This is a genomic window from Streptomyces sp. CNT372, from assembly GCF_000377145.1.
Map to the genome: position 1 here is coordinate 147,946 of NZ_KB897784.1, position 24,015 is coordinate 171,960.

The following is a 24,015-nucleotide window of genomic DNA, read 5'->3' on the forward strand; positions in this document are numbered from 1 at the left end:
TGAGGCACCGGGCGCGGGCGGGCGGGTGGCGGCGCCGCCTTCGTCGTTGTCGCCGTCGCGGGCGAGTGACTTCATGCAGTGCCCGCTGCTGTACCGCTTCCGGGTGATCGACCGGCTGCCCGAGAAGCCGAGCGAGGCGGCCACCCGCGGCACCCTGGTGCACGCGGTCCTTGAGCGGCTGTTCGACGCCCCGGCGGCCGAGCGCACCGCCCCGCGGGCCCGTTCGCTGGTGCCCGGCCAGTGGGACCGGCTGCTGACGTCGCGCCCGGAGCTGGCCGGGCTGTTCGCGGACGACGCGGAGGGCGAGCGGCTGGCGCGCTGGCTCGGTGAGGCGGAGCGGCTGGTGGAGCGCTGGTTCTCGCTGGAGGACCCGACGCGGCTGGAGCCGGCCGAGCGGGAGCTGTTCGTCGAGGCCGAGCTGGACTCCGGGCTGCGGCTGCGCGGGGTCATCGACCGGGTGGACGTGGCGCCGACGGGCGAGGTGCGGATCGTCGACTACAAGACGGGCAAGGCGCCGCGCCCCGAGTACAACGAGGGCGCCCTGTTCCAGATGACCTTCTACGCCCTGGTGGTGTGGCGGCTGAAGGGCGTGCTGCCGCGCCGCCTCCAGCTCGTCTACCTGGGCAGCGGCGATGTGCTGACGTACGACCCGGTGATGGCCGACCTGGAGCGCATGGAGCGCAAGCTGCTCGCCCTCTGGGAGGCGATCGAGCTGGCGACCCGCACGGGCGACTGGCGGCCCCGGCGGACGAAGCTGTGCGGCTGGTGCGACCACCAGGAGTTCTGTCCCGAGTTCGGCGGGACTCCCCCGGTCTATCCGCTGAGCGTCTCCCCGGCCGCGTCGGCGGAGGATGGCCAGGGCAGAATGGGCCCGGTCTGAAGGAGGACTCCCTGTGGCTATCCGCGTCCTGCTGGTCGACGACCAGCCGCTGCTGCGCACCGGTTTCCGCATGATCCTGGAGGCGGAGCCGGATCTCGCGGTGGTCGGCGAGGCCGGGGACGGCCTCCAGGCCCTCGACCAGGTGCGGGCCCTCCAGCCCGATGTGGTGCTGATGGACATCCGCATGCCGCGGATGGACGGCGTCGAGGCGACCCGGCAGATCACCGGCCCTGGCCGGGACGGCCCGGCGAAGGTGCTGGTGCTGACCACCTTCGACCTGGACGAGTACGTGGTGGAGGCGCTGCGCGCGGGGGCCAGCGGCTTCCTGCTCAAGGACGCCCCGGCGACCGAGCTGGTGCAGGCGATCCGGGTGGTCGCGGCCGGTGAGGCGATGCTCGCGCCGAGCGTCACCCGCCGCCTGCTGGACAAGTACGCCGACCATCTGCCCTCGGGCGAGGAGCCCGTCCCGGACGCGCTGAACACGCTGACCGAGCGCGAGGTGGAGGTCCTGAAGCTGGTGGCGCGGGGCCTGTCGAACGCGGAGATCGCGGCGGACCTGTTCGTCAGCGAGACCACGGTCAAGACGCATGTGGGCCATGTGCTGACGAAGCTGGGTCTGCGGGACCGGGTGCAGGCCGCGGTCTACGCCTACGAGAGCGGGCTGGTGCGTCCCGGGGCGCAGTGAGCCCGGCCCGGCGGCGCGGAACCGATACGGGACGGCCCCCGGAGCTCCGGGGGCCGTCCCGTTCGTCGTGCCGGCGGTCGGTGCCGGGACCGGTCAGCCCTTCTTGATCTCCCAGAAGCGGAAGACCGTCGACGCGTCGAGGGTCCACTCCAGACCCGTGACGTTCCCCCGGGCGACGGCGTACTGCTTGCCCTGCCACAGCGGGAGGACGGGCACGTCCTCGGCCACGAGGTCCTGGAGCTCGCCGAAGGCGCCCTCGGTGGCGGCGCGGTCGGTCACCGCCGAGGTCCCGGGGATGATGTCCCCGGTGATCTTCTTGTTCTCGTAGTTGTTGGCGAGGACGTTGTCCGGGCCGAAGAACGGCTGGGTGAAGTTGTCGGGGTCCGGGTAGTCGGGCACCCAGCCCTTGACGTAGACGCCGTACTTCCCGGCCTGGATGTCCTTCTCGTACGTGTCGAAGGGGACCGACTCGACGGTGGCGCGGAAGAGGCCGCTCTTGTTGAGCTGGGCGGCGACGGCGCGCAGGGTCTGGTCGGTGGCCGGGCCGTAGCGGCTGGGGGTGGACCAGAGGGTCAGTTCGACGGGCTCGGTGATGCCGGCCTCGCGCAGTTCCTTGCGGGCCTCGTCGGGCTGGGGGCTGCCGCCGTAGCGGTCGAAGAAGGCGGTGTTGTGGGTGGCGATGCCCGCCGGGACGATCGAGTAGAGCGAGCTGGCGGTCGCCCGGTGGACGTCCCTGACCAGGGCGTCGCGGTCGACGAGCTGGGCGAAGGCGCGGCGGACGGCGAGCTTGCCGGCGACGGGGTGGTCCATGTTGAAGACCAGGTGCTGGACCTCGGCGCTGGTGCCCTCGACGACCGAGATCCGCTCCTCGCCCGAGGAGCCGGCGTTCTGGAGGTCGGCGACGTCCTTCGCGGTGAGACCGCGGTAGGCGATGTCGACCTCGCCCTTCCTGAGGGCGGCGGCGAGGGCCTTCTGGTCGCCGTCGAAGAAGGTCAGTGTGACGCCGCCGTTGCGGGGCTCGGCGTCGCCCTTGTACTCGGGGTTGACCGAGAAGACGGCGCGCTCCTCGCTGAAGGAGTCGAGCTTGTACGGGCCCGAGCCGACGGCCTCGCCGTCGGTGCGCAGCTTTCCGTCCTCGTACTCGCGGTGGTCGACGATCGAGCCGGCGCCCGAGGCTATCTTGCTGGGGAACGTGGCGTCGGGGGCGGTCAGGCGGAAGACGACGGTCCGCTCGTCCGGGGTCTCGATGCGGTCGATGGTGGTGAGCAGCGGCACCGGACCGGTGTCGCTGTCGATCTTCAGGGCCCGCTCGAAGGAGAACTTGACGTCCTTCGAGGTCAGCTTGTTGCCGTTGCTGAAGGTGAGGCCGTCGCGCAGGACGCAGCGGTAGACGGTGCTGCCGCTGCCCTCGAAGCCGCAGGCCTCGGCGGCGTCGGGGCGCGGGGTGGTGCTGCCCTTGGGGAAGCTCAGCAGGGACTGGAAGACGTTGTTGAAGAGCAGCCACGATCCGGGGTCGTAGCCGTCCGCGGGGTCGGTGGCGAGGACCTGGTCGGACATGCCGACGACGACGCCGTCACCGCCGCCCCCGCCACCCTGGTCGGTGCCGCAGCCGGCGAGCAGAGCCGTGGAGAGGGCGGCGGCGAGGGGCGCCGCGCCCTTCGTGAGTAGAGCCTTCACAGGACGTGCCTCTGTTTCTCGGGAGCCGGCCGGTACGGGTGGCCGGCCGGTTCTCGGGAGCCGGCCGGTTCACATGAACCGGCCGGGACGGCCGCGGGCGGGCTGGGCGCCCGGTCAGGAGCTGCTGCCGCGGGCCAGCTCCCACAACTGCAGGTCGGAACTGGTGTTGAGGGCCCACTCGACACCGGTGACGTCCTCGCGCGCGGCGACGTACTGCTTGCCCTGCCACAGCGGGAGGAAGGGGACCTCGTCGGCGACGATGTCCTGGATCCGCCGGAAGGCCGGGGAGGCGGCGGTGCGGTCGGCCTCGCGCCGGGACTGCGGGATGAGGCCGCGGGCCTCCTGGCTCACGTACGGCGTGTTGAGGAAGTTGCCCTTGTCGAGGAAGGGGGCGGTGTAGTTGTCCGGGTCCGGGAAGTCGGGGAACCAGCCGAGGCCGTAGACGGCGTACTCGCCGCGCTTCTGGGCGGGGCGGAACTCGGACCACTCGGTGCCCTTGACGCGCACGTCGAAGAGCTTGGTGGCGTTGAGCTGGTCGCGCAGCGCCTCGAACTCCTTGGCGGTGCCCTCGCCGTAGTGGTCGGTGGTGTAGTTCAGCTCCAGCTCGACCGGGGTGTCGATGCCCGCCTGGGCGAGGATGCCGGCCGCCTTCTTGCGGTCGGGATCGCCGTACTTGTTGTAGAACGAGTTGGTGTGCGCGGCGATGCTCTTCGGGATGAGCGAGTACAGCGGCTCGGCGGTGGAGCCGTAGACCTGTCCGGCGATCGCGCCGCGGTCGACGACGGCGGCCATGGCCTGGCGGACGGCCTTGCTCTTGACCGTGGAGTCGGCGGTGTTGAAGGCGAGGTAGCGGATCTCCAGGCCGGGGACCTCGGTGAGCTTGATGCCCTCCTTGGGGCTGTCGGACAGCTCCCGGATCTGCTCGGGGGACATCGCGCGGGTCATCATGTCGATGTCACCGGCCTCCAGGGCGGTGCCCATGGACCCGGAGTCGGCGAAGGAGCGCAGCTCGATCCGGTCGTTGCGGAGCTTGACCCCGCCCTTGTACTTCTCGTTCCGGGTGAAGACGATCTTGCTGACCCGGTCCCCGTCGGTCTCGGCCTTCATCGTGTAGGGGCCGCTGCCGTCGACCTCGAAGCCCGAGCGGAGCTTCCTGCCGTCGTACTTCCCGGGGCTGACGATGGCGGCCACCGGCGTCGACAGCTTGTAGGGGAAGGTCGCGTCCGGGGTGGAGAGGTGGAAGATCACCTCGTCCTCGCCCTTGGTCTCCATGGTGTCGATGTTCGACAGCAGGGCGGCGGTGCCGTTGTCGCCGTCGATGTCGAGGACCCGCTGGATGGAGAAGACGACGTCCTCGGCGGTCACCGGGGTGCCGTCGGCGAAGGTGAGGCCGTCGCGCAGCTTGCAGCGGTAGCTCTCGCTGGCGTTGTCGGTGAACGAACAGGACTCGGCCGCGTCCGGGACGGGCTCGCCGCCGCCGCGCGGGGAGCGCATCAGGGTCTGGACGGTCTGGCGCAGGACGTTCCAGGTGCCGGTGTCGTAGGCGTAGGCGGGGTCCAGCGGGGCGGGGGAATCGGCGCTCGCGACGAACTGGTCCGTGGTGCCCACGACGATGGCGTCACCGCCGCCCGAGGCGCCGTCCGTGCTGCCGCATGCGACGAGGACGGGGGCGAGCAGGCCGGTGACGGCCAGCGGCACCAGGGTCTTGCGGTTCATCGTGGACGTTCTCCCTCATCCATCCGGCACTGGTACTCCAGCGTGTGGCACGTCACTGCGCCGCTTCCGCCCGGTCTGGGCGGTGCGATCGGGCCGGGGACACAAGAGCGATCGATCCAGGTGTTTCCGTCGTCCTGATGGGTCGGCGGAACACCGTGGCGTGGCGGCGGAGTTCTCGCGACGAGATTAGTCGGCGGTGCCAGGAAAGCGTGAACGGGCCCGAGTTGGGCCGTAATCGCTGAGTGATCACCTATGCCTGCGCGTAGGCACTCCGACCCCGGAGGTTTCATCCGCTCCTCAGGCAAATCGGACGCCCGGGAGCCCCGGACACCGGTCGCCGGGCACCCGGGAGGCCGCCGCCGACCCCCGGGCGGCTGTACGCGCAGTGACGAAGCTCACGCCGGGAAACGCGCCGGTGATTACCGCTGGGCAAGGTGGATGGTCACGGAAAATACATGCCCCGGCGCGCTGAGTTCCGCCCCGGGACAGAGAGACGACCGGCCCCGCCCGTCAGTGCGGTGAGGTGATCAGGGTGCGCAGAAAACGCAGGTCGATTTCCTCCAGGGACTGAACGACGATTCGGCCCGCGGCGGGCTGGATCGGCGCGACCGACGGCACCGCGACCACCCGGCAGCCGGCGGCCTCGGCGGACGCCACCCCGGTCGCCGTGTCCTCGATCACCGCACAGCGCACCGGCTCGGCGCCGATCCCCCGGGCGGCCAGCAGATAGGGGTCGGGGTGCGGCTTGGTCCGCTCGACCTCGTCGCCCGCGACCGACAGGGTGAAGCGGTGCGGGCCCAGGGAGTCGAGCACCCGGTCGATGATCCGCCGGTGCGAGGCGGAGACCAGCGCGGTGGGGACGTTGTGGCGGGCCAGCTCGGCGAGCAGCCGCTCGGCGCCCGGCATCAGCGGCACGCCCCGGGCGATCCGCTCCTCGAACTTGTCGTTGAGCAGCGCGCTCAGCTCGGCGAGGGAGATGTCCGCGCCCGTGGCCTCGATCAGATAGCCGGCGCTGCGGGCCATCGGCCCGCCGACCACCACGTCCCGCCACTCCTCCTTCAGCCGGTGCCCCAGGTCGGCGAAGACCGCGACCTCGGCGTCCCACCAGAAGCCCTCGGTGTCGACGAGGGTGCCGTCCATGTCCAGGAAGACGGCCTGCAGGGCTGCTCCCCCAGCCGTCAGGGGCAGGGACGCGGGGACCGTGCTGGTCATGGGCACACCTCCGGAAGGGACGAGAAGGCCGGCCACCCCTTCGCCCGCGACGGTGCCGCGGTGACAGGTGACCGGCCTGCATGGACCGACCAGTGTACGACTGCCGCGATCAATGTGCCCCGATATACCTCCGGGCGCGCCCCGGCGCGGACCGGCGGGGCGCGCCCGGAGGTGTACGGCCTGCGCGCCCCGGCCGGGCTCAGCGCGCGTTGAAGTACTTCGCCTCGGGGTGGTGGATCACGATGGCGTCGGTGGACTGCTCGGGGTGGAGCTGGAACTCCTCCGAGAGCTGGACCCCGATCCGTTCCGGCTCCAGCAGCTCGGCGATCTTGGCACGGTCCTCCAGGTCCGGGCACGCGCCGTAGCCGAGGGAGAACCGGGCGCCGCGGTACTTGAGGGCGAACATGTCCTCCACCTCCGCCGGGTCCTCCCCGCCGAAGCCCAGCTCGGCCCGGACCCGGGCGTGCCAGTACTCGGCCATCGCCTCGGCGAGCTGCACCGAGAGGCCGTGCAGCTCCAGGTAGTCGCGGTAGGAGTCGGACTCGAAGAGCTTGGCGGTCTCCTCGCCGATCCGGGAGCCGACGGTGACCACCTGGAGCCCGACCACGTCCGTCTCGCCCGACTCCTCGGGCCGGAAGAAGTCCGCCAGGCACAGGCGGCGGCCCCGGCGCTGGCGCGGGAAGGAGAACCGGGTGCGCTCCGAGCCGTCCTCGCCGAGCAGGATCAGGTCGTCGCCCTTGGAGACGCACGGGAAGTAGCCGTAGACGACGGCCGCCTCCAGCATGTTGTCGGTGTGCAGACGGTCCAGCCAGCCGCGCAGCCGGGGGCGGCCCTCGGTCTCGACCAGTTCCTCGTAGCTCGGCCCGTCGCCCGCGCGGTTCTGCTTGAGGCCCCACTGCCCCTTGAAGAGGGCGCCCTCGTCGAGCCAGGAGGCGTACTCCTTGAGCTGGATGCCCTTGATCACGCGGGTGCCCCAGAACGGCGGCGCGGGGATCGGGTTGTCGGTGGCCACGTCGGAGCGGGCGGGGCCCTCCTCGGGGCGCTCCTCGACGACCGCGTTGGCGGTGGGCCGCACCCGGCGCTGCTTGAGCTCCGGCAGGGTCGCTCCGGGGACGCCGCGCTTGACGGCGATCAGGGCGTCCATCAGGCGCAGGCCCTCGAAGGCGTCCCGGGCGTAGCGGACCTCGCCCTCGTAGATCTCGTGGAGGTCCTGCTCGACGTAGGCGCGGGTCAGGGCGGCGCCGCCGAGGATGACCGGGTAGTCGGCCGCCAGCTTGCGCTGGTTCAGCTCCTCCAGGTTCTCCTTCATGATCACCGTGGACTTGACCAGCAGGCCGGACATGCCGATGACATCGGCCTTGTGGTCCTGGGCGGCCTCCAGGATCGCGGAGACCGGCTGCTTGATGCCCAGGTTGACCACGTTGTAGCCGTTGTTGGACAGGATGATGTCGACGAGGTTCTTGCCGATGTCGTGGACGTCGCCACGGACGGTGGCGAGGACGATGGTGCCCTTGCCGGCCTCGTCGGTCTTCTCCATGTGCGGTTCCAGATGGGCGACCGCGTTCTTCATGACCTCGGCGGACTGGAGGACGAAGGGGAGCTGCATCTGCCCGGAGCCGAACAGCTCGCCGACGACCTTCATGCCGTCGAGCAGGGTCTCGTTGACGATGTCGAGGGCCGAGCGGGTCTCCAGGGCCGCTTCGAGGTCGGCCTCCAGGCCGTTCTTCTCGCCGTCGATGATGCGGCGCTTGAGGCGCTCCTCCAGGGGCAGCGCGGCCAGTTCCTCGGCCTTGCCCGCCTTCATGGACTTCGCGGTGGCGCCCTCGAAGAGGGCCATCAGCTTCTGGAGGGGGTCGTAGCCCTCGGACCGGCGGTCGTAGATCAGGTCCAGGGCGGTGGTGACCTGCTCCTCGTCGAAGCGGGCGATGGGGAGGATCTTGGAGGCGTGCACGATGGCCGAGTCCAGGCCGGCCTTGACGCACTCGTCCAGGAAGACGGAGTTGAGCAGGATCCGGGCCGCCGGGTTGAGGCCGAAGGAGATGTTCGACAGGCCGAGCGTGGTCTGCACGTCCGGGTGGCGGCGCTTGAGTTCGCGGATCGCCTCGATGGTGGCGATGCCGTCCTTGCGGGACTCCTCCTGACCGGTGCAGATGGTGAAGGTCAGGGTGTCGATGAGGATGTCCGGCTCGCGGATGCCCCAGTTGCCCGTCAGGTCCTCGATCAGCCGTTCCGCGATGGCGACCTTGTTCTCGACGGTGCGGGCCTGGCCCTCCTCGTCGATGGTCAGGGCGATCAGCGCGGCGCCGTGCTCCTGGGCCAGACGGGTGACCTGGGCGAAGCGGGACTCGGGGCCGTCGCCGTCCTCGTAGTTGACGGAGTTGATGACGGCACGGCCGCCGAGACGCTCCAGGCCGGCGCGGATGACGCCGACCTCGGTGGAGTCCAGCACGATGGGCAGGGTGCAGGCGGTGGCGAAGCGGGCGGCCAGCTCGTCCATGTCGGCCACGCCGTCCCGGCCGACGTAGTCGACGCAGAGGTCCAGCATGTGCGCGCCCTCGCGGATCTGGTCCCGGGCCATCTCCACGCAGTCGTCCCAGCGGCCGTCGAGCATGGCCTCGCGGAACTTCTTGGAGCCGTTGGCGTTGGTGCGCTCGCCGATGGCCATGTAGGAGGTGTCCTGGCGGAACGGGACCGTCTGGTAGAGGGAGGCGGCGCCCGGCTCGGGGCGCGGCTCGCGGGCGGCGGGGGCGAGGTCCCGGACCCGCTCGACGACCTGGCGCAGGTGCTCGGGGGTGGTGCCGCAGCAGCCGCCGACGAGGGAGAGCCCGTAGTCGCGGACGAAGGTCTCCTGGGCGTCGGCGAGTTCCGGGGCGGTCAGCGGGTAGTGGGCACCGTCCTTGCCGAGGACGGGCAGGCCCGCGTTGGGCATGCAGGAGAGCGGCACGCGGGAGTGGCGGGCGAGGTAGCGCAGGTGCTCGCTCATCTCGGCCGGACCGGTGGCGCAGTTGAGGCCGATCATGTCGATGCCGAGGGGCTCCAGCGCGGTGAGCGCGGCGCCGATCTCGGAGCCGAGGAGCATGGTGCCGGTGGTCTCGACGGTGACCGAGCAGATGATCGGGAGATTGGTGCCGGTGGCCTCCAGGGCCCGCCGGGAGCCGAGGATGGCGGCCTTGGTCTGGAGGAGGTCCTGGGTGGTCTCGACGAGGAGGGCGTCGGCGCCGCCCGCGATCAGGCCCTCGGCGTTCTGCTGGTAGGCGTCGCGCAGCACGGTGTAGGGCGCGTGGCCGAGGGTGGGCAGCTTGGTGCCGGGGCCGATGGAGCCGAGCACCCAGCGCTGCTGTCCGGTGGCGGCGGTGAACTCGTCGGCGGTCGCGCGGGCGATCCGGGCGCCGGACTCGGAGAGTTCGAAGACGCGTTCGGGGATGTCGTACTCGCCGAGGGCCGCGTGGTTGGCGCCGAAGGTGTTGGTCTCGACGCAGTCGACGCCGACCTCGAAGTAGGCGCTGTGGACCGAGCGGACGATGTCGGGGCGAGTCACGTTGAGGACCTCGTTGCAGCCCTCCAGCTGCTGGAAGTCCTCCATCGTGGGGTCCTGCGCCTGGAGCATGGTGCCCATCGCGCCGTCGGCGACCACCACCCGGGTGGCCAGCGCCTCGCGGAGCGCTTCGATACGGGTCCGGCTGTCGGGGGACGGGGTCGGCGACGAGGCCATGGATGAGCTCCCTGGGATGCGACGGCTGTCGGCTTTGCGCCCCCGATGGGGAGGGCGCACGGAGCCAGGGTAGCCGTGGGTGCCCTCGCGGCGTCCTCGTGTCTTGCGGGCCGGACGGTGGAGTGCGTGCGGGTTTCCGTGACGCGGCCCTCCGGGGGATACTCGCATCGCCGCAGCAAAGGTCGGCATCGACCGATAGTGTTCAGCATTGCCGAACCCCCTGCGGGGGACCTCCGCCGCGCCCGCCGGCCCCGTCCACCGGCCGGGAGCCGATGGACCGCTTGGCGCACCTTGCTCGTCGTACCCCGCTCGAACAGCAGTGGAGAAGGGCCGATCCGATGGCGAAGAACATCCAGTCACTGGAGCGGGCGGCCGCGATGCTGCGCCTCCTCGCGGGCGGCGAGCGCCGGCTGGGCCTGTCGGACATCGCCTCCTCACTGGACCTGGCCAAGGGCACGGCCCACGGGATCCTGCGCACCCTCCAGGCCGAGGGCTTCGTCGAGCAGGACCCCGCCTCCGGCCGCTACCAGCTCGGCGCGGAGCTGCTGCGCCTGGGCAACAGCTACCTCGACGTGCACGAGCTGCGCGCCCGGGCCCTGGTGTGGACGGACGACCTGGCGCGCTCCAGCGGCGAGAGCGTGCACCTGGGCGTTCTGCACCAGCACGGCGTGCTCGTCGTGCACCACGTCTTCCGGCCGGACGACAGCCGCCAGGTGCTGGAGGTCGGCGCCATGCAGCCGCTGCACTCCACGGCCCTGGGCAAGGTGCTGGCGGCCTACGACCCGGTGGCGCACACCGAGGCGGTGGAGGTCGAGCGGAAGGCGTTCACCCCGGCGACCGTGACCGACCTGGACGCCTTCGAGTCGGTGCTGGACCTGACCCGTGCCAAGGGCTGGGCGGCGGACGTGGAGGAGACCTGGGAGGGCGTGGCCTCCGTGGCGGCGCCGATCCACGACCGGCGGCGGATGCCCGTCGGCGCGGTGGCCGTGACCGGTGCGGTGGAGCGGGTGTGCGACGGCGGGGAGCTGCGCTCGGAGCTGGTCGCCGCGGTGCGCGACTGCGCCCGCGCGGTCTCCCGCGACCTGGGCGCGAGCCGCTTCTGACCATCCGGGGCCGCCACGGGCCCCGCCCGGTCCACCTCCGGCCCTCCGGGGGCCGCCGCCGACCCGCCACGCCCCCTGCCGCGGCCCCGGTCGCGCCTCCGCGCGCCACCGGGGCCGCGGTGCGCCCGGGGCCGGGACCGGGCCGGGCGCCCCCGGCCGCCGCGCCCGGGCCCGTCGCGGCCTGGTGGGCGCCGCCCATGGACGGGCGCCCCCGGCCGGTCGGGCGCATCATCGGATAACGATCCGATTTTCGACACCACACCTCTTGACGCAGTCTTCACCCAGGACAAAACTGCCGTTCATCGGTCGGCATTGTCGAACACCAAACGGCAATAAGCGCTAGAGTGTGACAACGCCAAGGGCCGACCATCGCTCTCACCTGAGGGCGCGGACCACCGGAGGGACCCGGGGTTCGCCTTCCCCTGGACGAAGGACAAAGGAGTCGCGGGTGTCCAGCTCCGACATCTTCATCGGCGAGACCATAGGTACCGCCCTGCTCATCCTGCTCGGTGGCGGCGTCGTCGCCGCCGTCGTGCTCAAGCGCTCCAAGGCGCAGAACGCCGGCTGGCTGGCCATCACCTTCGGGTGGGGCTTCGCGGTCATGACCGCCGTCTACACGACCGGCGCGCTCTCCGGCGCCCATCTCAACCCTGCCGTCACCCTCGGTATCGCGATCAAGGACAACGACTGGGGCAACGTCCCGGTCTACGTCGCGGGCCAGCTGCTCGGCGCCATGATCGGCGCGACCCTGGTCTGGCTCGCCTACTACGGCCAGTTCCACGCCCACCTCACCGACCGCGAGGTCATCCGTGAGCCGGTCGACGAGAAGGCCATCGAGGGCCCGCACGACGAGAGCTCGGCCCAGGCCGGCCCGGTCCTCGGCGTCTTCTCCACCGGACCGGAGATCCGCAACGTCTGGCAGAACCTCACGACCGAGATCATCGGCACCCTGGTGCTCGTCCTCGCCGTCCTCACGCAGGGCCTCAACGAGAGCGGAAAGGGCCTCGGCCCGGTCGGCGGGCTCATGGTCGCCCTGGTCGTCGTCGGTATCGGCCTCTCGCTCGGCGGCCCCACGGGCTACGCCATCAACCCCGCGCGCGACCTCGGCCCGCGCATCGTGCACGCCCTGCTCCCCCTGCCGAACAAGGGCGGCTCCGACTGGAGCTACGCGTGGATTCCCGTCGCCGGACCGCTGATCGGTGCGGCCCTCGCAGCGGGTATCTACAACCTCGCGTTCGCCTGACATCCAGCAGCACGCACGATCCCGGCACCACGACACCGAGCAGGAGCACACCGTGACCGACGCACACACCACCACCTCGTCCCACGGCAGCGGTCCGTTCATCGCCGCCATCGACCAGGGCACCACCTCCAGCCGCTGCATCGTCTTCGACAAGGACGGCCGGATCGTCTCCGTCGACCAGAAGGAGCACGAGCAGATCTTCCCCAAGCCGGGCTGGGTCGAGCACGACGCCGCCGAGATCTGGACCAACGTCCAGGAGGTCGTGGCGGGCGCGATCGAGAAGGCCGGCATCACCGCCGCCGACGTCAAGGCCATCGGCATCACCAACCAGCGCGAGACCACGCTGCTCTGGGACAAGAACACCGGTGAGCCCGTCCACAACGCCATCGTCTGGCAGGACACCCGCACCGACGCCCTCTGCAAGGAGCTGGGCCGCAACGTCGGCCAGGACCGCTTCCGCCGCGAGACCGGGCTCCCGCTGGCCTCCTACTTCGCCGGCCCCAAGGCCCGCTGGCTGCTGGACAACGTCGAGGGCCTGCGCGAGCGCGCCGAGCGCGGCGAGATCCTCTTCGGCACCATGGACTCCTGGGTCATCTGGAACCTGACCGGCGGCACCGACGGCGGCGTCCACGTCACCGACGTCACCAACGCCTCCCGCACCATGCTGATGAACCTGCACACCATGGAGTGGGACGACAAGATCCTCACCTCCATGGAGGTCCCCGCCGCGATCCTGCCCGAGATCCGGTCCTCCGCCGAGGTCTACGGGCTCGCCAAGGGCGGCGTCCTCGACGGCGTCCCGGTCGCCTCCGCCCTCGGCGACCAGCAGGCCGCCCTCTTCGGCCAGACCTGTTTCGCCAAGGGCGAGGCCAAGTCCACCTACGGCACCGGCACCTTCATGCTGATGAACACCGGTGAGACGCCGGTGAACTCCTACAACGGCCTGCTCACCACGGTCGGTTACCGCATCGGCGACCAGAAGGCCGTCTACGCCCTGGAAGGCTCCATCGCCGTCACCGGCTCGCTGGTGCAGTGGATGCGCGACCAGATGGGCCTCATCAACTCCGCCGCCGAGATCGAGACCCTCGCGCTCTCGGTCGAGGACAACGGCGGCGCGTACTTCGTCCCGGCGTTCTCCGGCCTGTTCGCCCCGTACTGGCGCTCCGACGCCCGCGGTGTGATCGCCGGCCTGACCCGGTACGTCACCAAGGCGCACATCGCCCGCGCCGTCCTGGAGGCCACCGCCTGGCAGACCCGCGAGATCACCGACGCCATGACCAAGGACTCCGGCGTCGAGCTGACCGCGCTCAAGGTCGACGGCGGCATGACCTCCAACAACCTGCTGATGCAGACCCTCTCGGACTTCCTGGACGCCCCCGTGGTGCGCCCGATGGTCGCCGAGACGACCTGCCTCGGCGCCGCCTACGCCGCCGGCCTGGCCGTCGGCTTCTGGCCCGACACCGACGCCCTGCGCGCCAACTGGCGCCGGGCCGCCGAGTGGACCCCGCGCATGGACGCCGAACAGCGTGAGCGCGAGTACAAGAACTGGCTCAAGGCCGTGGAACGGACCATGGGCTGGCTCGACGACGAGGAAAACTGACGAGGAGCAGCTGACAATGACCACCCTGCAGAGCGCCCCCTCCGGGGCGTACCCGGCATCCGGCTCGGTGTCCTCCTTCAAGGCGGCGAGCCGCGCCGAGACCCGGGAGCAGCTCTCCACGGCGACGTACGACCTCCTGGTGATCGGCGGCGGCATCCTGGGCATCTCCACCGCCTGGCACGCCGCTCAGTCCGGGCTGCGGGTGGCCCTGGTGGACGCCGGCGACTTCGCCGGCGCCACCTCCTCGGCTTCTTCCAAGCTCCTCCACGGCGGTCTGCGCTACCTGCAGACCGGCGCGGTGAAGCTGGTCGCGGAGAACCACTTCGAGCGGCGCGCGGTCTCCCGCCAGGTGGCGCCGCACCTGGCGAACCCGCTCACCTTCTACCTCCCCGTCTACAAGGGCGGCCCGCACGGCGCGGCCAAGCTGGGCGCCGGCGTCTTCGCCTACTCGGCGCTCTCCGCCTTCGGCGACGGCGTCGGCCACCTGCTGAGCCCGGCGAAGGCCGCGGCCGACGTGCCCGAGCTGCGCACCGACAACCTCAAGGCCGTCGCGGTCTACGGCGACGACCAGATGAACGACGCCCGCATGGCCCTGATGACGGTCCGCGCGGCCGTCGAGGCGGGCGCCACCGTCCTCAACCACGCCGAGGTCACCGGACTGCGCTTCACCCGCGGCCGGGTCACCGGCGCGGAGCTGAAGGACCGCACGGACGGCGCCGAGTTCGGCGTGGACGCCCGCCTGGTGCTCAACGCCACCGGACCGTGGGTGGACCACCTGCGCCGGATGGAGGACGCGGGCGCGGCCCCGTCGATCCGGCTGTCCAAGGGCGCCCACCTGGTCCTCAAGCGCACCTCCCCGTGGAAGGCGGCGCTCGCCACCCCGATCGACAAGTACCGGATCACCTTCGCCCTGCCCTGGGAGGACATGCTCCTGCTCGGCACCACGGACGAGGAGTTCGAGGGCGACCCGGCGGACGTGGCGGTGACCGAGAAGGACACCGCGCAGATCCTGGACGAGGCCGCGTTCTCCATCCGCGACCAGCAGCTCTCCCGGGACCTGATCACCTACTCCTTCGCCGGTCTGCGGGTGCTGCCCGGCGGCCCGGGCGACACCTCGAAGGCCAAGCGGGAGACCGTGGTCACCGAGGGCCGCGGCGGGATGCTGTCGGTGGCCGGCGGCAAGTGGACCACCTTCCGGCACATCGGACGCACCATCATGAACAAGCTGGCGGCGCTCCCGGGCCGTCCGCTGGCCGAGGACATGGAGCCCATCGCCCGGCTGCCGAAGAAGCTCCCGCTGCCCGGTATCGCCAACCCGAACGCGGTGGCCCACCGGCTCCTGGTGGACGGCGGCACCCCCGGCCCCCGGATGGCCGCCGACACCGCCCGGCACCTGGCGACGCACTACGGCTCCCTGTCGTTCGACATCGCCCGCCTGGCGACCGAGGACCCGGCCCTGGCCGAGCGCGTCCACCCCGACGCACCCGAGATCTGGGCCCAGGTCGCCTACGCCCGCGACCACGAGTGGGCCGAGACCGCGGACGACGTGCTGCGCCGCCGCACCACGCTCACCATCCGGGGCCTGGCGACGGACGAGATCCGCGGCCGCGTGGAGGAGATGCTCCGGGCGCGCTGACGCGTTCCCCGGCGACGGGTGCGTCCGCCGCCGGCGGGCGGGTGCGGGGCGGCTCCGGCAGGGGCCGCCCCGCACCCGTCGCCGGGCCGGTTCCCCGCGGGCCGGAAGTTCACCCCGCTGTGCAAGAGGGCTGCGGCGGGGTACCCGGAAAGCCGTAAGGTTGGGGCGGTACGAGAGGGAACTTCGGAAGGAGGCCTGGGTGATCGAGCTCGAGGGGGTTCCCGAGCTGATCGACCCGGTCATGGTGGCCGCGTTCGAGGGCTGGAACGACGCCGGCGACGCCGCGTCCACGGCGGTCGCGCACCTGGACAGGGAGTGGAAGGGCGAGGTCTTCGCGGCGCTCGACGCCGAGGACTACTACGACTTCCAGGTCAACCGGCCCACGGTGTACCTGGACGGGACCGTGCGGAAGATCGTCTGGCCCACCACCCGGCTGTCCGTGGTCCGGATCGGCGGCGGCAAGCCGCGTGACCTGGTACTCGTCCGGGGCATCGAACCGTCCATGCGCTGGCGCTCGTTCTGCAACGAGATCCTGGGCTTCGCCCATGAGCTGGGCGTCGAGATGGTGGTCATCCTGGGCGCGCTGCTCGGCGACACCCCGCACACCCGGCCCGTCCCGGTCAGCGGCATCACCTCCGACCCCGAGCTCGCCCGCACCATGGACCTGGAGGAGACCCGCTACGAGGGGCCGACCGGCATCGTCGGCATCCTCCAGGAGGCGTGCACCCACGCGGGTGTGCCCGCGGTCAGCCTCTGGGCCGCCGTCCCGCACTACGTCTCCCAGCCGCCCAACCCCAAGGCCACCCTGGCGCTGCTCAACCGCCTGGAGGACCTGATCGATCTGCGCATCCCGCTCGGCGAACTCCCCGAGGACGCACGGGCGTGGCAGCTGGGGGTGGACCAACTGGCCGCCGAGGACAGCGAGGTGGCCGAGTACGTGCAGACGCTGGAGGAGGCCCGCGACACGGCGGACCTCCCGGAGGCGTCCGGCGAGGCGATCGCCCGCGAGTTCGAGCGCTATCTGCGCCGGCGGGACGGCGGCACCGGGCCCGGCGGCCCGGGCGGGCACGCGACGGACGGCGGCGAGGGCAGCTCCTATCTGCGGGACACCGCCACCGGTGGCCGCACCCGCCCGCCGATGCCGTCCCGGCCCGAGAGCGGGCCGGACACCGGGGCCGACGCGGAGGGCGCGGGTCCGAGCCCGCAGACGGGCCGGGGCGACGGCGACGACCCCGCGCAGGCCGGCGGCCCGGCCGCCGACGGGCCCGCCCGGGAGACGCCGGACGCGGCGTCGGCCCCCGGACCGGACACCGGTACCGGGGCGGGCACGGGCGGTACCGAGACCTCGGCGGACACCGGCACCGGCCGGTCCGAGGCCGCGGACGAGGACGACCCCCGGGAGAAGTGACCGCCCGCGCCACCACGTGCGCAGGCGAAGGGGGCGGCACCCGTGCCGGGTGCCGCCCCCTTCGTCGTGCCCGCGCCGTCAGCCGGATCACGGCGGAGGGGCGGCCTCGCGGGTGCCGCCCTCCGCCGTGCCCGGGCTCCGGGCGGGGCGCCTGGCTCTGGGCCCCGCCCGGAGCCCGGGCTCAGGGACGCGAACGGGCCGTCAGAGCGCCACACCCAGCAGCGCGTCGACCGAACGGGAGACCAGACCGGGCGCGCCCTCGTCCGTGCCGCCCCCGGACTGCTGCCGCTCCGCCCAGCGGTCGACGGCCGCGAGTGCGGCGGGGGCGTTCAGGTCGTCGGCGAGGGCCTCGCGGATCTCGTCCAGCAGAGCGTCCGCCGGCGGGCCGTCCGGCCGGGAGACCGCCGCGCGCCAGCGGGCGAGGCGCTCCACGGCCTCCCGCAGCACGGTGTCGGTCCACTCCCAGTCGGCCCGGTAGTGGTGCGAGAGGAGCGCGAGCCGGATCGCGGCCGGATCGACGCCTTCGCGGCGCAGCGCGGAGACGAAGACCAGGTTGCCCTTGGACTTGGACATCTTCTCGCCGTTCAGGCCGACCATGCCGGCGTGGACGTACGCCGTGGCGAAGGGGTGCTCGCCGGTGAGGGCCTGGGCGTGCGAGGCGCCCATCTCGTGGTGGGGGAAGACCAGGTCGGAGCCGCCGCCCTGCACGTCGAAGCCCATTCCCAGGTGGTCCAGGGCGATGGCGACGCACTCGATGTGCCAGCCCGGCCGGCCGCGGCCGAGGCTGCCGCCGTCCCAGCTGGGCTCGCCCTCGCGGGCGGCCATCCAGAGCATCGGGTCGAGGGGGTTCTTCTTGCCGGGGCGCTCGGGGTCGCCGCCGCGCTCGGCGGAGAGCAGCCGCATCGCCTCCGCGTCCAGGTGGGAGACCTCCCCGAAGTGGGGGTCCGCCTCGACGGAGAAGTAGACGTCGCCCTCCAGCTCGTAGGCGGCACCCGCGTCCCGGAGCCGTTCGACGAGGGGGACGATGCCGGGTATCGCCTCCACCGCGCCGATGTAGTGCTTCGGGGGGAGCATCCGCAGGGCGGTCATGTCCTCACGGAACAGGGCCGTTTCCCGCTCGGCGAGGTCGGCCCAGTCGTGCCCGTCGCGGATCGCGCGTTCGAGCAGGGGGTCGTCGACGTCCGTCACGTTCTGGACGTAGTGGACCTGCCGCTTGGTGTCGAGCCACACGCGCTGCACGAGGTCGAACGCGTTGTAGGTCGCCGCGTGTCCCAGGTGGGTGGCGTCGTACGGCGTGATGCCGCACACGTAGATACGGGCGACGGGACCGGGGTCGAGGGTCACGGGAGAACCGGTCGCGGTGTCGTGGATCCTGAGGTCGCGGCCCTTGCCGGGCAGGGCGGGGACCTCGGAAGCGGGCCAGGCATGCATGCGTCGAGCCTAACCGGACGCCGGTTCCGGATACGAACCGGATCCGTGCGGTTGGCCGGTTGGGCACTCTTGCGCTCCGGGGCACGTTGTGCCTGGCAGCGCGGGGTGCCGGGGACCGGTGGCCCCCCGCGGGGTCACACCGGCGGCCAGGGGATCGCGGGCCACTCGCCGGACGGCACGGGGTGGGTGCCCCTCTCCAGCAGGGTGCCGACGCGGGTGCGCAGGGCGGCCACCTCGGCCGCGGTCAGCAGTTCGGCCAGTCGGGTGGTGAGCGGCGCCCCCTCGGTGAGGGAATCGGCCACCGAGCCGAGGGCCTCGCGGGCGTCGGCGGTCAGGGGTTCGCCGGCCCAGCCCCAGAGCAGGGTGCGCAGCTTGTCGTCGGTGTGGAAGCTGACGCCGTGGTCGATGGCGTACAGGCCGCCGTCGCCGGTCGGCAGCAGATGGCCGCCCTTGCGGTCACCGTTGTTGATCACCGCGTCGAGGACCGCGAGGCGGCGCAGGCGCTCGTCGTCGGCGTGGACCAGCAGGGCGGTGCGGCCCTCCCCCACGTCCGCGAAGCCGACCGCCTTCCAGCCCGCGCCGGGCTCCTCGCCCTCCACCAGGGCCAGCAGCCCGTCACCGCCGGCGGGGGCGGTGTCCACCCAGAGCTGGACCATGCCCTGCCCGTAGGGGCCGTCGCGCAGGACGGTCGGCGGCACCAGGCCCCAGCCCGTCGCCTCGGACAGTTCGTAGGCGGCAACCTCGCGCTGGGCGAGGTTGCCGTCGGGGAAGTCCCAGAGCGGCCGCTCGCCCGCGACGGGCTTGTAGACGCAGTGCGCCTCCTCGCCGTCGCGCGCGACCGTGCAGAAGAGGACCGCGTTGGAGGCCTCCCGGACCCGGCCCCGTACGGTCAGCTCGCCCTCGGTGAGCAGGGCGATGGTGTCGGCGGCGGCCCCGGTCCCGGCCTCGCTCGCGGGCCCGGTCGCGCTGTCGGCCCCGGCCGCGGGCCCGGTCGCGGTCACGCTCCGCGCCGGTATCCGTTCTGGCGCGGACATACGTGTCCCTCCGGGTCGAGCGGCAGGCTGCACAGCGGGCACGGCGGGCGGCCGGCGTTCACCACGTCCAGGGCGCGCTTGGCGAAGGCGCGGGCCTGGGCGCCGGTGAGCCGCACCCGCAGCATGGGCGGGCCGTTCTCCTCGTCCTGGAGCAGTCGCTCCTCGGCCTCGGCGAGGTCCTCGTCGGAGTCCGCGTCGAGTTCGACGAGCGCCTGGGCCTCGACGATCATGCGCTGCTCCTCGCCGTCCCAGGCGAGCGCCATGGTGCCGACCCGGAACTCCTCCTCGACCGGGTTGTCGAGGGGCGCAGTGTCCGCGACGTCCGCGGGGGCCATCGCGGGGACGGGGGCGTTGCCCCCGGTGCGCCGCACGACCTCGTCCAGCAGTTCGTCGATCCGTTCGGCGAGCGCGGCGACCTGGGTCTTCTCCAGCGCGACGCTGGTGACGCGCCCTGCGGCGGATGCCTGCAGGAAGAACGTACGGCGTCCAGGCAACCCGACCGTGCCGGCCACGAATCGTTCCGGCGGGTCGTAGAGGAACACCTGACGGGACACGTCCTGATCTCCCTTGGGATCGGTCTTCGGATCGGGCTGTCGGTCCACCTGCGCGGGCTACGGGTTCCCCCTGCACCGTGGCCTGTCCACCCTACTGCGCGGAGCGATCACGGTGCGCCCGCGCCGCCTCCGACGACGGCCCGGCCGCTGTCCCCGGCCCGGTTCTCCGCCGCCCCGTCGGCCGGGGCGGGCGGCGCCAGGGCGGCGAGGTCGCCGGTGTCGCCGAGCCTGAGCAGGAACGGACGGGTGCGGGTGTAGCGCACGGCGGTCACCGAGCAGGGCTCGACCTGGATCCGCTGGAACAGGTCGAGATGCATCCCGAGGGCGTCGGCCACCAGGGATTTGATGATGTCACCGTGCGAGCACATGACGTAGACGGCGTGCTCGCCGTGCGCCGCCTCGATCCGCGCGTTCCAGTCGCGCACCGCCGCCACGGCGCGGTCCTGCATGGCGCGCATCGACTCGCCGCCGGGGAAGGCGGCGGCGGAGGGGTGCTGCTGCACGATCTCCATCAGGGGGTGGTCGGCGAGTTCGCCGAGTTTGCGGCCCGACCAGTCGCCGTAGTCGCACTCGCTGATCCGCTCGTCCGTCTCCAGGGCGAGCCCGGGCCGGGCGTCGAGGAGCGGCTGAAGGGTCTCCCGGCAGCGCTCCAGGGGGCTGGAGACCGCGGCGGCGACCGGCAGTGCGGCGAGCCGCGCGGGCAGGGCCGCGGCCTGGGCGGCGCCGCGTTCGTCGAGGTGGACGCCGGGCGTCCGCCCGGCCAGCACCCCGGCGGTGTTGGCGGTGGAACGTCCGTGCCGTACGAGGATCAGCGTGGCCATGACGGCAAGCCTACGGCGGCCCGGCGTGTGCGCCCCGGCCGGACGGGGAAGAATGCGCGCCGTGATCGTGGACTGTGCCATCTACCGCGACGGGCGCCGCACCGAGGGCCCGTCGGACTTCTCCGACGCCCTGGACGAGGCGCGGGCGACGGGCGACGCGTTCCTCTGGGTCGGCCTGCACGAGCCGACGGAGGACGAGTTCGACCATGTCGCGGAGGAGTTCGGCCTGCACCCCCTGGCGGTGGAGGACGCGCTGAAGGCGCATCAGCGGCCCAAGCTGGAGGTCTACGACGACTCGCTGTTCGTCGTCCTGAAGCCGATCGTCTACGAGACGGAGAGCGACACGGTCAGCGCCGGGGAGCTGATGGTCTTCATAGGCGACTCCTTCGTCGTGACCGTCCGGCACGGCGAGGGCGCGCCCCTGGGCGCCGTGCGGGAGCGGCTGGAGGCGGAGCCCGCGGTGCTGCGGCACGGGCCGACCGCGGTGCTCTACGCGATCAGCGACGCGGTCGTGGACCACTACATCGAGGTCGCGGCCGAACTCCAGGTGGACCTGGAGGAGATGGAGGCCAAGGTCTTCGCGCCGGGCGGCCGGGACGCGAAGAACACGGCGGCGAGGATCTACACCTTCAAGCGGCAGGTGCTGGAGTTCCGCCGCGCGGCCGGCCCGCTCGCCGCGCCGATGGCCCGGCTGGCGAGCGCGGGGGTCCCGTTCGTCCACGAGCACTCCCAGCCCTTCTTCCGGGACGTCAGCGACCACCTGACCCGGGCGAACGAGCTGGTGGAGAGCCTTGACCGGCTGGTGTCGGACATCCTGGCCGCGCATCTGGCGCAGATGGGCGTGCGGCAGAACGACGACATGCGCAAGATCTCGGCCTGGGCGGCGATGGCCGCGGTGCCGACGATGGTCGCCGGGGTGTACGGGATGAACTTCGAGCACATGCCGGAGCTGCGGCAGACCTGGGGCTACCCGCTGGTGGTGCTGCTGATGGCGGGGGCGATGGCGGGTCTGTACCGGCTGTTCAAGCGGAACGGCTGGCTCTGACGGCGCCCGGCCGCCCCCGGCGCGTGGTGCGCCGGGGGCGGCCGGGTCGTGCGGGCGCGGTAGGCCGGGGGTGTCCGGGCTGTGCGGGCCCGGGCGCGGTGCGCCGGGGGCGGGCGGGGGTCAGAAGACGGGGGCGGGAGCCGGGGGGCCGTCGAGGGCGCCGCGCCGCTCGGGCATCCTCAGGGTGATCATCCGGTGCCAGCCGCCGAGCCGCTCGTACGCGTACATCGCGTGGATGCCGGCCGCGAGCGCCGCGGACTTGACGCGGGGCCACTTCAGCACCCGGCCCATGTGGCTCATCACGGCGAGGGAGACGTCGCGGTAGATCCTGATCTCGGCGAGCGCGCTCTCGCGGAGCACCCGGTGGATCGTGCGGCCGTGGCCCTCCGCCGCGAGGCGGAGCAGTTCCTCGTGGCAGTAGGCGAGGTGGTTGTCCTCGTCGTGGGAGATCTGCCGGATGGCCTTGCCGACCTCGGGGTGGTCACCGAAGTGCCTCGTCAGCATCTCCATCTGGTCGGCGGCCCGCTGCTCGGTGACCCGGCTGTGGGAGAGGTAGACGACGATGTCCTCCTCGGACAGCGGCTCGTCCCGCCGCAGCTTGTCGTGGGCGAGCCCGATGCCCTGCTGCTCCAGCAGCATCGTGTAGTCGGTGTCCGGCGGGACGGGCACGGGTTCGAGCTGGCGCTTCTTGAGCAGGGCGTTGAAGATGCGCCCGTGCTTGTCCTCGTCGGCGCCGTGCCGGGTGATCTTGGGCGCCATGTCCCGCATGCTCTCGGGCACCAGAGCGGCGATGCGGGCGTTCTCCCAGCCGCCCTGGGCCTCCCCGCTGGCCGCGATGGAGCAGAACAACTGATAGCTGTCGTCGCTGTCGATGATCTCCTGGAAGAGACCGCGTGCCGAGAGCATGTCTGCCACCTCCTTCACCGCGGACACCTCGGGGCGACCGCAGAGAAAAGGGTCACATGCGACATGCCGGGCGAGCCAACACCTGGGGGACCAGACTCGCCCGAATGGGCGATGTCAATCGGTGGCACGCAGGCAGTAACCACGGCGCGGCCGGCGCGTTGTACCGCGTGACGGCCGTGGCGGGGAAGACCCCCGAGCCCCCACCACGGCCGCAGAACTTCCCAGGAGGACGGCCGGTCCCCGGGGCATCTCGTGCCCCGGGGACCGGCCGCTGCCGTGCGGGTGGACCTAGGCGAGGCCGGCCAGCTCCAGGGCCTCGGTGCCTGCCCGGAGGGCCGTGATCCGCTCGTCCAGCGTGAAGCCGGCCGGGGCGAGCGTGAGGGTGGTGACCCCGGCTGCCGCGTAGGCCGCCATACGGTCCGCGATGCGCTGGACCGGGCCGAGCAGGGCGGTCTGGTCGATGAGCTGGTGCGGCACGGCGGCGGCCGCGCCCGCCTTGTCCCCGTCCAGGTACTTGTCCTGGATCTCGGCCGCCTCCTTCTCGTAGCCCATGCGCTGCGCGAGCTGGTTGTAGAAGTTCTGCTTGCGGCTGCCCATGCCGCCCACGTACAGCGCGGTGTACGGGCGGAACATGTCGGCGAGGCCGGTGACGTCGTCGCCGACGGCCAGCGGCAGGGTCGGGCAGACGTCGAAGCCGTCCATCGTCTTCCCGGCCTTCTCCCGGCCCGCGCGGATGTGGCGGACCGCGGTCTCCTCCAGGTGCTCGGCGGAGGGGAAGATCAGCAGGGCGCCGTCCGCGATCTCACCGGTCTGCTCCAGGTTCTTCGGGCCGATCGCCGCGATGTAGAGCGGGATGTGCTCGCGCTCCGGGTGCACGGTGAGCTTCAGCGGCTTGCCGGGCCCGTCCGGGAGCGGGAGGGTCCAGTGCTCGCCCTCGTAGCTCAGCCGCTCACGGGTCATCGCCTTGCGGACGATCTCCACGTACTCGCGGGTGCGGGCCAGCGGCTTGTCGAACTTGACGCCGTACCAGCCCTCGGAGACCTGCGGGCCGGAGACGCCCAGGCCGAGGCGGAAGCGGCCGCCGGAGAGCGAGTCGAGGGTGGCCGCCGTCATCGCGGTCATCGCGGGCTGGCGGGCGGGGATCTGGAGGATCGCGGAGCCGACGTCGATGCGCTCCGTCTGGGCGGCGACCCAGCTCAGCACGGTGGGGGCGTCGGAGCCGTACGCCTCCGCCGCCCAGCAGACGTCGTAGCCGAGCCTGTCGGCCTCCTGCGCGACCGCGAGGTTGTCGCCGTCCATCCCCGCGCCCCAGTAACCGAGGTTGATGCCGAGCCGCATGTCACTCCCTCTTA

General features: G+C 72.1%; 18 protein-coding genes. 8 read left to right on the forward strand and 10 right to left on the reverse strand.

Annotated elements, in window-relative coordinates:
- Window positions 1-73 precede the first annotated feature (73 nt).
- Both C593_RS0119590 and C593_RS0119595 read left to right on the forward strand, forming a co-directional pair.
- Complete coding sequence (locus C593_RS0119590; protein ID WP_018849004.1) at window positions 74-880, forward strand: PD-(D/E)XK nuclease family protein; 807 nt, start codon at window positions 74-76, stop codon at window positions 878-880.
- Between the two features lie 13 nt (window positions 881-893).
- Window positions 894-1,565, forward strand: a complete 672-nt coding sequence (locus tag C593_RS0119595) for a response regulator transcription factor (protein ID WP_018849005.1) — start codon at window positions 894-896, stop codon at window positions 1,563-1,565.
- A 93-nt stretch (window positions 1,566-1,658) separates the two neighbouring features.
- On the opposite strand, the gene C593_RS0119600 is transcribed toward C593_RS0119595, so the two are convergent.
- The 4 genes from C593_RS0119600 to metH form a co-directional block, all read right to left on the reverse strand.
- Window positions 1,659-3,242 (reverse strand): ABC transporter substrate-binding protein, encoded by a 1,584-nt coding sequence (locus C593_RS0119600; protein ID WP_018849006.1) that lies wholly within the window; start codon window positions 3,240-3,242, stop codon window positions 1,659-1,661.
- A gap of 114 nt (window positions 3,243-3,356) precedes the next feature.
- On the reverse strand, window positions 3,357-4,958 hold the full coding sequence (locus tag C593_RS0119605) for an ABC transporter substrate-binding protein (protein WP_018849007.1): 1,602 nt from the start codon (window positions 4,956-4,958) through the stop codon (window positions 3,357-3,359).
- A 510-nt stretch (window positions 4,959-5,468) separates the two neighbouring features.
- Window positions 5,469-6,170 (reverse strand): HAD family hydrolase, encoded by a 702-nt coding sequence (locus C593_RS0119610; protein WP_018849008.1) that lies wholly within the window; start codon window positions 6,168-6,170, stop codon window positions 5,469-5,471.
- 199 nt (window positions 6,171-6,369) lie between these two features.
- Entirely contained in the window at window positions 6,370-9,882 is a 3,513-nt protein-coding gene (gene metH / locus C593_RS0119615) for a methionine synthase (RefSeq protein ID WP_018849009.1), read from the reverse strand.
- A 338-nt stretch (window positions 9,883-10,220) separates the two neighbouring features.
- Here metH and C593_RS0119620 point away from each other — a divergent pair, with 338 nt between their 5' ends.
- From C593_RS0119620 to C593_RS30025, 5 genes are all read left to right on the forward strand, one after another.
- On the forward strand, window positions 10,221-10,985 hold the full coding sequence (locus C593_RS0119620; protein ID WP_018849010.1) for an IclR family transcriptional regulator: 765 nt from the start codon (window positions 10,221-10,223) through the stop codon (window positions 10,983-10,985).
- A 448-nt stretch (window positions 10,986-11,433) separates the two neighbouring features.
- A complete protein-coding gene (locus C593_RS0119625) occupies window positions 11,434-12,228 on the forward strand; it encodes an MIP/aquaporin family protein (protein WP_018849011.1) in 795 nt (264 codons plus the stop codon).
- Window positions 12,229-12,280: 52 nt separating this feature from the next.
- Window positions 12,281-13,828: a glycerol kinase GlpK gene (gene glpK / locus C593_RS0119630; protein ID WP_018849012.1), complete on the forward strand. Its 1,548-nt coding sequence runs from the start codon at window positions 12,281-12,283 to the stop codon at window positions 13,826-13,828.
- A gap of 16 nt (window positions 13,829-13,844) precedes the next feature.
- Window positions 13,845-15,464 (forward strand): glycerol-3-phosphate dehydrogenase/oxidase, encoded by a 1,620-nt coding sequence (locus C593_RS0119635; RefSeq protein ID WP_018849013.1) that lies wholly within the window; start codon window positions 13,845-13,847, stop codon window positions 15,462-15,464.
- A 199-nt stretch (window positions 15,465-15,663) separates the two neighbouring features.
- Window positions 15,664-16,872, forward strand: coding sequence for a PAC2 family protein (locus C593_RS30025; RefSeq protein WP_018849014.1), 1,209 nt, complete (start codon window positions 15,664-15,666; stop codon window positions 16,870-16,872).
- A gap of 201 nt (window positions 16,873-17,073) precedes the next feature.
- Here the strand turns inward: C593_RS30025 and mshC are convergent, their stop codons facing one another.
- From mshC to C593_RS0119660, 4 genes are all read right to left on the reverse strand, one after another.
- Window positions 17,074-18,303: a cysteine--1-D-myo-inosityl 2-amino-2-deoxy-alpha-D-glucopyranoside ligase gene (gene mshC, locus C593_RS0119645; protein WP_018849015.1), complete on the reverse strand. Its 1,230-nt coding sequence runs from the start codon at window positions 18,301-18,303 to the stop codon at window positions 17,074-17,076.
- Between the two features lie 134 nt (window positions 18,304-18,437).
- Complete coding sequence (locus C593_RS0119650) at window positions 18,438-19,337, reverse strand: SCO1664 family protein (RefSeq protein ID WP_078521670.1); 900 nt, start codon at window positions 19,335-19,337, stop codon at window positions 18,438-18,440.
- Complete coding sequence (locus tag C593_RS0119655; RefSeq protein WP_018849017.1) at window positions 19,301-19,891, reverse strand: DUF3090 domain-containing protein; 591 nt, start codon at window positions 19,889-19,891, stop codon at window positions 19,301-19,303. The genes C593_RS0119650 and C593_RS0119655 overlap by 37 nt, the downstream gene beginning before the upstream one ends.
- 107 nt (window positions 19,892-19,998) lie before the next feature.
- Entirely contained in the window at window positions 19,999-20,712 is a 714-nt protein-coding gene (locus C593_RS0119660; protein ID WP_018849018.1) for a histidine phosphatase family protein, read from the reverse strand.
- Window positions 20,713-20,764: 52 nt separating this feature from the next.
- On the opposite strand from C593_RS0119660, the gene corA reads away from it, so the two are divergent.
- On the forward strand, window positions 20,765-21,757 hold the full coding sequence (gene corA, locus C593_RS0119665; protein WP_018849019.1) for a magnesium/cobalt transporter CorA: 993 nt from the start codon (window positions 20,765-20,767) through the stop codon (window positions 21,755-21,757).
- Between the two features lie 120 nt (window positions 21,758-21,877).
- On the opposite strand, the gene C593_RS0119670 is transcribed toward corA, so the two are convergent.
- Together C593_RS0119670 and C593_RS0119675 are read right to left on the reverse strand one after the other, a co-directional pair.
- Window positions 21,878-22,663 carry a hypothetical protein gene (locus tag C593_RS0119670; protein ID WP_018849020.1) on the reverse strand — a complete coding sequence of 262 codons (786 nt, stop codon included), beginning with the start codon at window positions 22,661-22,663 and terminating at the stop codon, window positions 21,878-21,880.
- Between the two features lie 288 nt (window positions 22,664-22,951).
- Window positions 22,952-24,001 carry an LLM class F420-dependent oxidoreductase gene (locus C593_RS0119675; protein WP_018849021.1) on the reverse strand — a complete coding sequence of 350 codons (1,050 nt, stop codon included), beginning with the start codon at window positions 23,999-24,001 and terminating at the stop codon, window positions 22,952-22,954.
- Window positions 24,002-24,015 lie beyond the last annotated feature (14 nt).

Excerpts from the sequence above, each read along its gene's own strand:
- C593_RS0119650 (WP_078521670.1), bottom strand. The coding sequence starts at position 19,337 with ATGTCCGCGCCAGAACGGATACCGGCGCGGAGCGTGACCGCGACCGGG.
- corA (WP_018849019.1), top strand. The coding sequence starts at position 20,765 with ATGCGCGCCGTGATCGTGGACTGTGCCATCTACCGCGACGGGCGCCGC.
- metH (WP_018849009.1), bottom strand. The coding sequence starts at position 9,882 with ATGGCCTCGTCGCCGACCCCGTCCCCCGACAGCCGGACCCGTATCGAA.
- C593_RS0119610 (WP_018849008.1), bottom strand. The coding sequence starts at position 6,170 with ATGACCAGCACGGTCCCCGCGTCCCTGCCCCTGACGGCTGGGGGAGCA.
- C593_RS0119620 (WP_018849010.1), top strand. The coding sequence starts at position 10,221 with ATGGCGAAGAACATCCAGTCACTGGAGCGGGCGGCCGCGATGCTGCGC.
- C593_RS0119670 (WP_018849020.1), bottom strand. The coding sequence starts at position 22,663 with ATGCTCTCGGCACGCGGTCTCTTCCAGGAGATCATCGACAGCGACGAC.
- C593_RS0119590 (WP_018849004.1), top strand. The coding sequence starts at position 74 with ATGCAGTGCCCGCTGCTGTACCGCTTCCGGGTGATCGACCGGCTGCCC.
- C593_RS0119635 (WP_018849013.1), top strand. The coding sequence starts at position 13,845 with ATGACCACCCTGCAGAGCGCCCCCTCCGGGGCGTACCCGGCATCCGGC.
- C593_RS0119675 (WP_018849021.1), bottom strand. The coding sequence starts at position 24,001 with ATGCGGCTCGGCATCAACCTCGGTTACTGGGGCGCGGGGATGGACGGC.
- mshC (WP_018849015.1), bottom strand. The coding sequence starts at position 18,303 with ATGCATGCCTGGCCCGCTTCCGAGGTCCCCGCCCTGCCCGGCAAGGGC.
- C593_RS0119660 (WP_018849018.1), bottom strand. The coding sequence starts at position 20,712 with ATGGCCACGCTGATCCTCGTACGGCACGGACGTTCCACCGCCAACACC.
- C593_RS0119605 (WP_018849007.1), bottom strand. The coding sequence starts at position 4,958 with ATGAACCGCAAGACCCTGGTGCCGCTGGCCGTCACCGGCCTGCTCGCC.